Source organism: Marinicellulosiphila megalodicopiae, from assembly GCF_045862395.1.
GTDB classification, from domain to species: Bacteria; Pseudomonadota; Gammaproteobacteria; order Pseudomonadales; family Natronospirillaceae; genus Marinicellulosiphila; species Marinicellulosiphila megalodicopiae.
Map to the genome: position 1 here is coordinate 2097233 of NZ_AP023087.1, position 13444 is coordinate 2110676.

Annotated in this window: 10 protein-coding genes; 6 read left to right on the forward strand and 4 right to left on the reverse strand. The window is 36.0% G+C overall.

Features of this window, described 5'->3' with window-relative positions:
• Nucleotides 1-103: 103 nt before the first annotated feature.
• Entirely contained in the window at nt 104-559 is a 456-nt protein-coding gene (locus TYM08_RS08895) for a DnaT-like ssDNA-binding domain-containing protein (protein WP_422382620.1), read from the forward strand.
• Between the two features lie 592 nt (nt 560-1151).
• Complete coding sequence (locus TYM08_RS08900) at nt 1152-3926, forward strand: hypothetical protein (RefSeq protein ID WP_422382621.1); 2775 nt, start codon at nt 1152-1154, stop codon at nt 3924-3926.
• A gap of 199 nt (nt 3927-4125) precedes the next feature.
• Here TYM08_RS08900 and phrB read toward each other — a convergent pair whose 3' ends face one another.
• The 4 genes from phrB to grxD form a co-directional block, all read right to left on the reverse strand.
• Nucleotides 4126-5544 (reverse strand): deoxyribodipyrimidine photo-lyase, encoded by a 1419-nt coding sequence (gene phrB, locus TYM08_RS08905; RefSeq protein WP_422382622.1) that lies wholly within the window; start codon nt 5542-5544, stop codon nt 4126-4128.
• A 3-nt stretch (nt 5545-5547) separates the two neighbouring features.
• Nucleotides 5548-6486: a YbgA family protein gene (locus TYM08_RS08910; protein WP_422382623.1), complete on the reverse strand. Its 939-nt coding sequence runs from the start codon at nt 6484-6486 to the stop codon at nt 5548-5550.
• A gap of 70 nt (nt 6487-6556) precedes the next feature.
• Nucleotides 6557-7219 (reverse strand): thioredoxin domain-containing protein, encoded by a 663-nt coding sequence (locus tag TYM08_RS08915; protein WP_422382624.1) that lies wholly within the window; start codon nt 7217-7219, stop codon nt 6557-6559.
• Complete coding sequence (grxD, locus tag TYM08_RS08920; RefSeq protein ID WP_422382625.1) at nt 7212-7541, reverse strand: Grx4 family monothiol glutaredoxin; 330 nt, start codon at nt 7539-7541, stop codon at nt 7212-7214. Before grxD ends, TYM08_RS08915 begins: the two co-directional genes overlap by 8 nt.
• 206 nt (nt 7542-7747) lie before the next feature.
• On the opposite strand from grxD, the gene bluB reads away from it, so the two are divergent.
• From bluB to TYM08_RS08940, 4 genes are all read left to right on the forward strand, one after another.
• Entirely contained in the window at nt 7748-8401 is a 654-nt protein-coding gene (gene bluB, locus TYM08_RS08925) for a 5,6-dimethylbenzimidazole synthase (protein WP_422382626.1), read from the forward strand.
• A 97-nt stretch (nt 8402-8498) separates the two neighbouring features.
• A complete protein-coding gene (locus TYM08_RS08930; protein ID WP_422382627.1) occupies nt 8499-9488 on the forward strand; it encodes an LLM class flavin-dependent oxidoreductase in 990 nt (329 codons plus the stop codon).
• Nucleotides 9489-9862: 374 nt separating this feature from the next.
• Nucleotides 9863-10537 carry a YEATS-associated helix-containing protein gene (locus tag TYM08_RS08935; RefSeq protein WP_422382628.1) on the forward strand — a complete coding sequence of 225 codons (675 nt, stop codon included), beginning with the start codon at nt 9863-9865 and terminating at the stop codon, nt 10535-10537.
• A gap of 171 nt (nt 10538-10708) precedes the next feature.
• Nucleotides 10709-13387, forward strand: a complete 2679-nt coding sequence (locus TYM08_RS08940; protein WP_422382629.1) for a VWA domain-containing protein — start codon at nt 10709-10711, stop codon at nt 13385-13387.
• Nucleotides 13388-13444: the final 57 nt, after the last annotated feature.

Genomic DNA, 13444 nt, shown 5'->3' on the forward strand with positions numbered 1-13444 from the left:
TTTTCACAATTTAAAAGGTTGTAATGAAAAGGAATGATATTTACATACTTTGAAAGATTGAACATAATATTGCAGAACATTATTAAATAAATTGGAAAAATCAATGAATAAAGCATTAAAAATAAGTGAAGGTAAATTCATCAATATGGATCATATCGTACAATGGGAAGTAAGCGATGACAGTATTAAATTACAATTAATAAATGAACAAATCTCCATATCTGAATTAAGTGGGTTTTCAAAACAAGATGTTGAGTCTATTCATAACGACATTTGTCAGTATATGGGGGCACAAATTAGTTCGGTGACGAATCAAAAACAACAAGTAGAAACACCAAATAATAATGAATTAAATTTAACCGTTACCCAGATGAATGATAACTGGCGACCAAATCAAGAGGTAAAAGATTTTTTGTTGGAAAATAAAATTCCTAAACCTTTTTCTGATGCACAATTATTAAAGTTTAAAAAATATTACATTGAAAATGGAAAATCAGCGATGTTTTGGGATGCGCGATTTATCAATTGGTTGCAACAAGCTCAAAATAAACTCGGTTAGAAACTCACAATCTCTGAATAGCTTAAATTTACAGTGAGTTATTCAGAGTTTGACTCAATCAAATAAATAGTCATTCCTCTCCATTTCTCCATTTCTCCATTTTGTGTAATTGTCAGTTAGATTTTATTTGTATCTAGTATTAATCAATATGGATTTTATTTAAATGAATATTAGCCCTTCCTAAATGATTGCGTTTGTTAAAACCAATACATATCTAAATATAAACAAGTTTCATTAAATAATTGTGTTATTCGGTTTCGAGAAAAATCAGAGAAAAATCAATGTAACTTGTTTGGTTAAAGTGAATAAGGATTAGACTCGATAAATATTGAATAAATAATGGTTAATGTCATAAATTCAACTTTAATAAACTGTCAATTTTTCATTATAAATGCATTAGATAGTAATAGACGGTTTTATGACATTTAAAAACGATATTTTTAAGCAAGTTAAAAATGTTCTGCTAACCTTTTAATCTTAATTTGTTTGTTAGTTAAATGTAATGAATGGATTAAAACCTCATATTTAAAGCAGAGTTTATCAGTCCTACTTTAATGTCTAAAATTTAACTTAAATAATTTGGAAAAAATTAATGTTAAAATCAAAACTATTAAAAAATGTTAGTGCGTTATGCGTATGTGCAACTGTATTAGTTGGGTGTAATTCAACCGATGACACCAACACCGCTACCCAAGTGACGTTTGAGCCTAAGTTCAATTCTTTAATATCAACAAATGGATTTGCTAGAGCAGCAGACATATCAAGTTTATATTCAGGGTCTATGGAGATTTTGGACTCGGATAATAATGTAGTAGATGTGCAAAATTGGTCAGTGTATTTAGAATCTGATGATGTCACCGGACAGTTTACTGCGGTTTCTAATAAATCATTGTCATTAACTCCTGGCCAATACACCTTTAATTTATCGTTAACAAAAGGCGAGCATGTATATTTTGGATCCACCATGGCAGATATTGACGATGGGAATTTTGATGTTGTACCCATGATCATCAAACCCATTTTAGGGGTTTCTAAAGTGAACGCCCAAGTGACAGAGCGAATTGCTGAATTAAAATTAAACTTCCCACAGGCACAACTTGTTCAAGTGGGGGCGACGCATTTAAATATTACCGTTAATGATGACATGACAACGAGCTTAATGCTTTTAGATCCTGTTACTGGAACATCCAGCTCAGTTTCTTTGTGGCATGTTGTTGAAACCGGTGAGCAAAATATTAAGCTTGAATTACTGAGAAATGGACAGGTCATTGCGCATTCAATTACAGAGCAAGAAACTCAGTCAATTTATTATGGTAAAAACATCAATATGGATTTAATTCCACTATATGGTGAAGTGGCATTTTCTGTTTCTGAGCATGCAGCGGATGCAGTATTTGATTTTACAGTGCCAAGTGAAGTCATGGCCGAAGCGGGCGGCGCGCATAATTTAGATGTACGTTTTCAAGTTACAGGGCAATTCAATCAAACCGATCAATTGCTTTCAACGTTAACAGAAGATGCAAACGGTAATGGCATTATTTCTGTGACGTTGGCTGACTTTCAATATGACACAATGGATGTGGTGCTCACTTTTATCGACAATATGCAAGATGAAATCATAGGAAACTGTGTAGCTGAAAACGTCGTGTTAAATCAAAATGTAACGGCATTAAATTGCGACATCACGCTTCGACGCAGAGGAGCAATAAGCGGATCTTTATTAGCAAATTATGCAATCAACACCTTCGATTACGATGGTAATATAGTTGAAAATGCATCTATTTTTGTTGATGGTGAGCTTGTCGGGATCACAGGAAATCATCAATCATTAAGTGCAGGATACTTAAATACATTAATTGCATCAGGTGAGCATACAATTGAAGCGCAAAGTGTCGGATTACAAGCGCAACAAGTGATCAATGTTACTCCTTTAAGCGTGAATAACATTGATATTATGATGCAATCTATTATCAATTCTAATATTCCTGTTGTGGTTCATATCGACAAAACTCAAGCACCCACGCCACCTGCTGGAATGAAAGTGACTTGTATGATGAGTGCTGATTCATTAGCTTCATCTTCTACCTGTCCTGTTATTCAATATAACGATATTGAGTACTGGGCATTTTCCTATACAGATAATCGATCCTCAATTGGTTTAGTGGGTTATGATGCGGGCATGGTTGTAAGCCAACAAGAATTGTCAGGCGTGCGTTATGTATGGGACATTACAGTTAATGAAAACAATGAAACTGTATCAATTTTTGGACAATCAACAGGACAGGCAACCATTGACTGGGCAGAGCTTGTTGATTCCACACCTGTGAATAATATTCCTGTTGTGGTTCATATCGACAAAACTCAAGCACCCACGCCACCTGCTGGAATGAAAGTGACTTGTATGATGAGTGCTGATTCATTAGCATCATCTTCTACCTGTCCTGTTATTCAATATAACGATGTTGAGTACTGGGCATTTTCCTATACAGATAACCGATCTTCAATTGGTTTGGTGGGTTATGCAGAGGGCATGGTTGTAAGCCAACAAGAATTGTCAGGCGTGCGTTATGTTTGGGATATTACAGTTAATGAAAACAATGAAACTGTATCAATTTTTGGACAATCAACAGGGCAGGCAACCATTGACTGGACAGAGCTTGTTGATTCCACTGCTGTGAATAATATTCCTGTTGTGGTTCATATTGACAAAACTCAATCACCCACGCCACCTGCTGGAATGAAAGTGACTTGTATGATGAGTGCTGATTCATTAGCATCATCTTCTACCTGTCCTGTTATTCAATATAACGATATTGAGTACTGGGCATTTTCCTATACAGATAACCGATCCTCTATTGGTTTGGTGGGTTATGATGCGGGCATGGTAGTAAGTCAGCAAGAATTGTCAGGCGTTCGTTATGTTTGGGATATTACAGTTAATGAAAGCAATGAAACTGTATCAATTTTTGGACAATCAACAGGACAGGCAACCATTGACTGGGCAGCGCTTGTTGATTCCACACCTGTGAATAATATTCCTGTTGTGGTTCATATTGACAAAACTCAAGCACCCACGCCACCGGCTGGAATGAAAGTGACTTGTATGATGAATGCTGATTCATTGGCATCATCTTCTACCTGTCCTGTTATTCAATATAACGATATTGAGTACTGGGCATTTTCCTATACGGATAACCGATCTTCAATTGGTTTGGTGGGTTATGCAGCGGGCATGGTTGTAAGCCAACAAGAATTGTCAGGCGTTCGTTATGTTTGGGATATTACAGTTAATGAAAACAATGAAACTGTTTCAATTTTTGGACAATCAACAGGTGTAGCAACTGTCAGTTGGTTGAATTTAGATTGATGGGTAATTGAGTATTTGGAATAATTAAAAAACCAAATATTTAAAGCTGGCTGATATTATCTTGATAATATCGGCCTTTTTTTTAAGGATTTTGATTTAGTTTATAGGTGTTAAAAAGTAGCTCAGTCATGAGCAATAAATACCTATTTGTTGGATTCTCAATATTTAAAGCAAATATAAATAATAATACTAATAAAAATCACCCAAGTGCTGTTTTATAAAGATCCAGTGTGATCAATCTTGCCTGTTTGTGATCAACAATAGGTGACGGGTAATTTATTTTTTTCTCACTAAATAACCCTAGTTCATCGAACTTATGGGGTTCATGAATATATTTATCTGGCACGTCTTTTAATTCTGGAATCCATTTTCTAATAAAATTCCCTCTGGCATCAAAACGTTTTGATTGTGTAGTTGGGTTGAAAACTCTAAAGTAGGGGGCGCTGTCAAACCCCGTTGATGCACACCATTGCCAACCGCCGTTGTTGCTTGCAAAGTCGCCATCGCACAAATTCTGCATAAAATACTGTTCGCCTAAGCGCCAATCGATGTGTAAATCTTTTATTAAAAAACTCGCGCTGATCATTCTTAAGCGATTATGCATCCAGCCTGTTTGGTTTAGTTGTCGCATGGCGGCGTCCACAATGGGAAATCCCGTTGTGCCATTACACCATTGTTTAAATACGTTTTTGTTTTGACTAAACGGGATGGATTCGTAATTTGGCTTTAGGCTTTTGCCTTTGCAAATATAATCAAAATGAAACACGGTATGTCGATAAAATTCTCGCCATATTAATTCATTTAGCCATGTGTTCGCGCCGGTTTCTGATTGCCAAATGGTGTTGGGTTGTTCTTGTAATAATCGAAAAAATGCCTGTTTAACACTTATAATACCGATGCTAAACGCAACTGATAATTCACTGGTGCCTCGTATCGACGGGGTGTCTCTATGCTCTAAATAATCTTCTGATTTATTTTTACAAAACGCTCTCAAGGTTTTAATAGTTTGTTTTTCTGTGATGGGTTTTGGCTGGTCGGTAATTAATTGTGTTACATCAATATTTTTATCGGTCAAGCTAAGCGTTAAATCTACAGTTGGAAAAGATTTAGGTTTAGCTAGGCAGCCAGGTAAATATTGAATCACGGGTTTTATTTTATTTTTAAATGCACTGAATACTTTAAAAGGTGTGTCTTGTCCTGTTTTGATTTCGTCGGGATGACAAAAAAGATTACCGTCGAATTGATGAGTATTTAAGAACGATGAAGATTGGTTGATAAACGACGCATCGCGTTTTATTTCATCCACCTCGTATTCATTATTTAAAAATAAATCCGTCGATTTTGATTGCTTGGTTAATTTTAATAAATGATGAACACTGTCTTTATAATTAGGCGTGTTAAAAATATATAATGGAATATTTAACTCATTTAATTCTTCAGTTAATCCAAGTAAACGTTGGTAAATAATATTCATTTTACGCAGGCTTAAATGGTGTGACTGCCATTGCTCTAAACAAATATAAAATACAGCGATAGTCGGTTGTTTGTTTTTTTGTGCATAAAAAATAGCTGGGTTATCTAATGTGCGCAGATCGTTTCGAAACCAAATAAAATTCATGGATTAAGGCATTTTTAATAAAAGTGGGTTGTAGGGTTTGAAATAACTTTGTTGCGCCAAGTATTCATTAGGGTACTTTCTGCAAAAATGAATCAGCAATGTTATCGGCGCTAAAATATCAATAATATCATTTTGATACTGTTCGATTAATGAACACATTTCTTGTTTTTCGTCTTTGTCTAAATCGTTTTTAAAATACCCTTGAATGTGATTCAACACATTACAATGTTGGCCCGCTGTTGGAATTATTTTCATGGCGTTCATGAAAATTGCGAAATATTCATAATAATCATCAGTTGAGTCTTTAGATACCTTTGCAGTTAACTGTCCAAGCTGTTTGTAGGCGACATTACTGTGAGCCATAATTTGGTATTTATATTGGCTATGAAATTTTATTAATTTGGCGGGTTTTGGATCTTCAAGCACGTCTTGTTTGAAGTTTTTATAGGCAAATAATCGTTCTAAAAAATTCTGTAAAATGGCTTTGTCTTGTAAGCGGCCATTTTCTTCGATTGGTATTAACGGATATTTTTGCATTAATTCATTGGTAAATACACCCACTGAATTTTTGTGAATTAACATGCCGTTTTCACCGTATAGTTTTACTCGCTCCATACCACAACTTGGTGAGTTAACAGTGACGATGATGCCGTCTTTGTCTTTGAAATTATTTTGTGTTTTTTCAAACAAGTCTTTCATTTTACCGCTTAAGTCATCGTCACTTTCAGCGTTTGTTTTAAGTTGGATTTGATTGTTTACATCAATTAAACGAATGGTTTTGCGAGGGGCGGGCAAGCCAATTTCCATTTCTGGACAGTAAGGATGAAACTGGGCGTATTCAGACAAAACCGTGGTGGCCCATTTAAAGGTTTTGGAGCCCCCGTCGTATCTGACTTTATTACCAATTAAGCAGCTGCTGATTGCGATGTTAAATTTTTTCATGTTGTAAGCCAATTAATGATGTCTATTTAACTTTACGCTACATTTGGAAAATCGGATTAAAAAATTATTTTTAGGGTGAAATGAGTTTGTTAAGTTGTTCGGTGCTCAATATTCCATTTCCAAATATAACTTTGCCTGTGTGTTGGTCAATAAAAAACCAAGAAGGTGTGGACGAAAGTTTCAAAGAGGACGTTTGGTTTGAAAATGCATTTAATTGGTTTTGATAATCTTTATTAAAATTACATTGCATTAATTTTTGAGTATCCCAACCTTGTTTGGAGGCCAATAACCAAAGTGATTGTTGGAAGTTGATGCGCTCGGATGTTTTTAACGCTTTTGCAAATAATAGATCACTAAATTGCCAAAACTGATTTTGACCAAGGGTTTGTAACACGCAGATTGCCGTTTGAGATTGTAATAAAGAGCGTTCGCCTAAAATTGGAAATTGACGATATACCCATTTAACATTGAGGGTTTTAGCGTCTTGGGTTTGGATCCAATTGGATAATGTTTGGTGAAATTTTTGGCAATAAGGACATTGGTAGTCTGCATATTCAATGAATACGTAACGTGCATCAGGATTGCCTTGAAATGCGTCGTTAGTAAAATCTGTAAAAAAAGTCGGGTCAGTTGATTTAAGGTCGGCAAAACTGATACAGCTTAACAGACATAAAAAAAGCCCAATAAATATTGGGCCTTTTGTTTTAGTTAATGATTTAACTAAATTAAGCATCTTGCTCTGAAGACGCTGCTTCAATCATTGTTTTTAATTCGCCAGACTCATGTAACTCAGTGATGATGTCACAACCGCCTACTAATTCGCCTTTGATCCAAAGCTGTGGAAACGTTGGCCAGTTAGCGTATGCAGGCAATTCAGCACGAATATCTGGATTAGATAAAATGTCAACAAACGCAAAACGCTGCCCACATTCCATAATTGCTTGAACAGAACGCCCAGAGAAACCACACATAGGTTGATTAGGTGAACCTTTCATGTAAAGCAAAATGTCGTTTTGCTCAATTTGTTGCTTAATCGTATCAATAGTTAATGACATATAAACCTCGGTTGGTAATTATAAATTGGTAAGTAATTAATGTACTGTAAAAAATTGCGCGAATTCTAGCATTTAATCTTTATAAATTCGATATGACTTTAGTATTCATATTTGAAATTTACTTCCAAGCGGCTCCAACCAGCCCTAGAGACTCCATTTACATTCGTTTACACTTGTCGTTTATGAGTTATCGGCAGTTATAATCAATGAAAAACAAGCAGTTTACCCAGCAAGAATCCGATTTATTAGCGTCAATTATGCAATCAAGGCGAGATGTTAGGGGCAATCATTTTATTGATAAACCATTAGAGGATACCGTGATTAATCAGATTTTAAACGCCGCTCAACTTGCTCCCTCAGTGGGATTTTCTCAGCCTTGGGAATTTGTGTTGATACAAGATCAATCCACCAAAGATCAAGTAGTTGAATCCTTTAACCAAGAAAATCAAAAAGCCCAGCGTCAATTTGAAGCGCAGCAACAATCAAAATACACGAAATTAAAATTAGAAGGCATCAAAGAATCTGCTTTAAATATTGCGGTGTTTTATTCTCCATCCAATGAGCCTGTGTTAGGGCAAACCAGCATGCCTGAAATGGGTAAGTATTCTGTGGTGTGCGCCATTCAAAATATGTGGCTGATGGCAAGATCCTTAAATGTGGGAATGGGCTGGGTGAGTATTTTAAATCCTCAAACTGTAAAATCGCTTTTAAATGCACCGGATCATTTAGAGTTGGTGGCGTATTTGTGTGTGGGGTATGTGGATGAGTTTTTAGAAAAACCTGAGCTTGAACAATTAAATTGGAAAACCCGTAAAGACATAGAAGGCTTGATTCGTTTTGAGTGTTTTGATGATGTCTAAAAACAAATTATCCATAAGATTGTGTCACTTTCAGCACGGTTGCAATCGAAATTTTCAGCCCAAATTACACTGCATATTTTAATAAAGTTGCATGACTATGATTCCCTTTTCAATTCTTGATTTAGCCCCGATTACTCAGGGTAATACAGTGGCCGATTCATTAGATATGAGTCGTAAAATGGCCATTGCTGCAGAGAAACATAATTACTTGAGGTTTTGGTTAGCAGAACATCACGGCATGAAAGGGGTGGCAAGTTCGGCTACATCGGTGTTGTTAGCGAATATTGGCGCGGCGACTTCTAAAATTCGTATTGGCTCAGGAGGGGTGATGTTACCTAATCACTCTGCTTTGGTTATTGCCGAACAATTCGGTACGTTAGCTCAGTTATACCCCAATCGAGTTGATTTAGGTTTGGGCCGAGCACCAGGAACTGACAGTAAAACCGCTCTAGCACTTCGTCGTAATATGCAAACGGGTGCTGAAAATTATCCTAACGACGTTTTAGAATTACAAAGTTATTTAGCTAATGGTGTGGATTCTATTGAAGCAGTACCTGGTAATCAAACTTTTGTGCCGTTATGGCTTTTGGGCTCTAGTCTTTACAGTGCAAAGTTAGCAGCACAATTTGGTTTGCCATATTCCTTTGCTTCACATTTTGCGCCGGATCAATTAATGCAAGCATTGCAAACCTACCGAGCGGATTTTAAACCTTCTGTACAATTACAAACATCACATTCAATGGCTGGCATTATGGCGGTAGTTGCCGACACCGATGCTGAAGCTCAGTATTTATTTACTTCAGTTCAACAACAATTTGTGAATATGTTTCGTAATGTGAATCAAGCATTTGCGCATCCTGTCGATTCAATGAACGGGATATGGAGTGCAGGGGAGAAACATCATATTGAACATATGTTGCAGTACGCAATTGTTGGTTCGAAAAAAACCGTCGCGTTTCAATTATCACGGTTTATTAAAGCTACTGAAATTGATGAATTAATTGTGTCTATGCCTATTTATGATGCCGATGCAAGGTTGAAATCTTTAAAATTAATGGCGCAAGTAAGAGATGAAATGGTTGGCTGATGCATTTATTGTTAGCGCTTTTGAATAGTAAGTTTTAAATGGCTGACCCCGACTTTAAATAGACATTTTGATCATCAATTTTATTGCGCTTTTTAATTTAATACTCGATTCATAAATAAATAGCAAAATTAATTTTCTATCACATTAAACAGACTAACAATGTATGAACAGCGCCCGCAGTGGCGTGTATCAAAACACTGGAAAATAAGTTTTTAAAATTTTAAAAAATCATTCAAAAATCCCTTGTAATTATTTGTAGTCTAAAAAATAGATGCTATACCTATAGTTACGAACAGATAAATTTGTTTACAAAGCAAAAATAGATCTTTAGAAATATAAAAATTCTAGGGATGACAAAAAATTGGGGTAAAGTCATGACAAATCACATTTTAATCTTAGTCGCAGTAATGTTGCTCTCCGGCGTGTTTGGGGGGTTAGTTACGTTCTATTTGCATGGACAACATGATCCAGATAGTGCGAATTTACCGCGTTGTTTAGTGGTGGGAATCGGTGCGTCGTTTTTAGTGCCGGTTGTGCTGGACTTAGTGAACAGTGAAATCATCATTGAAAGTCAGGGGGATCCATCTCAGCTACTGATTTTCACAGGTTTCTGTTTGATAGCTGCGATCTTGTCTCGATTCTTTATAGTAAATATGTCGGATCGAATTTTGTCCGAAGCCCATACTGCTCGTGAGCGTTCTGAGTCTGTGCAACATGATCTGAAACTCATCAAACATGAATTATTACCATTAATTGATACTGAGACCGAACAAGACGTGATGACTCAAAATGCATCTGAACCATTGGATATCACACAAGATGAAATCGATGTGACGTCTTCAATGGTATTAAGAACGTTATCAAGCGGACGATATATTTTCCGATCCTTAGCAGGGTTATGTCAAGAGACCGAAACAGAAGAAACCTCAATGGTGAAAACATTGAACTTTATGGTTGCTCGAGATTTAGCTGGAAAAGTGACAGGCAAAAAAGGTGTGCGCTGGCACATTACTGAAAAAGGAAAGCGTTTGTTGGAGTTGGGTATTTAATTTTGAAACTTACCCAACAATAAATGTGAATAACACGTCAATTCAAAACAAATCCTCTGAAAAAGAGGATTTTTTTTGCCTAGTGTAATCAGATATTTAACAAAGTTAAGAAATGTAATCTATTCTTGTTACAGACCCTAAATTAATCTCACAGCCAATTAGGTAAGTATTATGAATCGATGGGCAATATTCAGAATTAAAAGTATTGCACTGTGTTTGTTTTTATATATGTCCTGTATAGGTATCTCTGCAGCGGCTGAAAATGATAACAAGCAACCTCTGGATGTCAGGATATTAATTGATATCTCTGGGAGCATGAAACAAAACGACCCAAATAATCTGCGTCAACCTGCATTAGAGTTGCTGATTGATTTATTACCGGATAATTCTAAAGTTGGGGTTTGGAGTTTTGGCACCTACGTCAATATGTTGGTAAAACCCGATAGCGTCGATGCAAATTGGCGTGAGCAAGCTAAAAAACAAATCAGTAATATTCATAATTTAGGGCAACGTACGAATTTAACTCAAGCTTTAAAGACCTCTGCCTATGATTTTGGCTTTTCAACATTTAAACCTGATACACATTTTATTTTATTAACCGATGGGATGGTGGATGTCAGTCGGGACCCAAAACAAAATCAACAAGCCCGAGACGATATACTACAAAATATTTTGCCTAATTTTGTGTCTAAACAGGCCGTTATTCATACCGTGGCACTTTCTGATCAGGCAGATACTTCTTTGCTTCAACAATTATCCATTCAAACTCAGGGCGTGGCGGATACCGCTTATGTGGCGGATGATTTAACCCCTATATTTTTGAAAGCTTTTGATCGATTGGTTTCTCAAGAGCAGGTTTCATTGGTTGAAAATAACTTTTTAATTGATAAAAGTGTCGAAGAATTTACTGCGCTGATTTTTCATGAAAAAGATAAAAGTATTCAATTTAAATCACCTAATGCGCAAATTATTGCAAAAGACACAACAAGAAACGATGTTAAATGGAAAAGTTTAGCTACCTACGACATCATCACAATCGAACAACCGAAGTTTGGGCAGTGGGAGATAGTTGGGCAAGTGGATGCTTTGTCTCGAGTCAGTGTCATTAGTGATTTGTCCTTGAATATGACGGATATGCCAAATAATTTATTTAGCCATCAAATACCTGAATTTGCAGCTTGGTTAACAGGTGAATATATCACAGGCAATACCAATTCAGAGCAAGATAGCGACCGCATTATGGACGAATCATTGTTGTCTTTAGTGGATGTAACAGTGATGGTTGAGCAACAGGGTGATATGATTTTTAAAGATCAATTAAATAGAGAACTGGATGAATTTCAGTTTAATGAAGAACATATTTTAAGACAGGGTGAATATAAATTAACCCTCAATTTAAAAGCCCCCACTTTTGAGCGAACTTTAATAAAAAATATCATGTTGCGCTCCGCTTTTAGTGTTGAGAGTTTAGGGATTTCAAAACCAGAAGAATTTTACTTAATACGGATTTATAAAAATGATCGAAATATAGATTCCAATTCGGTGATGATTTCAGGTGAGGTTAATGGAAATACCGTTGATTTTGTTATGACGGATCATGGGTATTGGGAATATAAACAATTTCCTATGGAAGGAATCAACACCATTACAATGACAGTGAAAGCCAGCTATAAACGTGGCGTTTTACAAAACAACGATGAAAAAATTGCCAATTTAACGCTGAATTTTCCGGTTAACAGCCTCGCACCTATAGTGCACAGTCAGTCGGTTGAACCAGTTGAAGAAAACAAACAAGACAAAATGCCTGAGCCTGAATCCATGCAAAGTGAAGACCCCGCTGAATTACAGCTTGGGAGTCCTGATATGGTGTTGGGCTTTAATAAACTGGTGATGCCTAAAATTCAATTAAGTGATCAGAAAATTGAAAAAATGGATCCTGAACCGAAAGACACAGAGACAGAATTGAATGTTGAACCTTCGGATCCAATCGATTCGATTGAGGATGAATGGGGGGATGACATTGTGATTGCTGTTGCTGATGACTCTTTAAATGCGCTCACAATACTATTATCAACATTGCCTTTGATTTTGATATTAGGTGGTGGTTTTTGGATTTATAAAAAACTCACATCTGATTTAGATGAACACGAATCTCAAGAGGATTACACGCCAGAAGAAAAGGCAGCATTAGAATCTTTAGAAAATAATGAGTCAGTTGATGAAGTAGTTGTACAAAATGAGCAAATAGATGAAATAGAAATTGATGATGTTGAATTGGAAAAAGAACTGACACCGCTTGAAAATGAAACTCCTATTGATGTGAAAGAGATAGATCGCTTTGATAAACCTGATGAACCAGATCTAGACATTGAGGCTGAACTCGATGCTGATTTAAGTATAGATATAGAAGATGAAGAATCTGAATTAGACAATCAGGTGATTGATGAATTTGCCATTGATGATCCTATTGATGCTGATTTAGAAAGTGATCCAGTTGAAGATGCAATTGATGAATTTGAAAAACAAACCTCACAAATGGACGATTTTGATTCCGATGACCCCATTGGCGCTTTAGACCAAGCTGAAGAACAGGCATTAGAAAGCTTAGAACAAGCCATAGACGATGATCCGTTTGAAGATATGCCACTAGAAACATCTGAAGATGCCAATGAACAAGAGCTAGAAGAAATAATTCAAGATCCAGGTAGTGATACATCCGCATTAGATGACTTAATTGATTCTGATCCAGATTTTGATATTGATGTTGATTCTTTAGATTCAGGTGGGCTGGATGATATGGAATTTGATCAAGATGATGATCCATTTGAAAATGATAAAGATCCAAAATGATCTAAAACAATAAATTTAAAGCATTAAAATTAAAGCGCATCTTTTGAAAAAATAGAT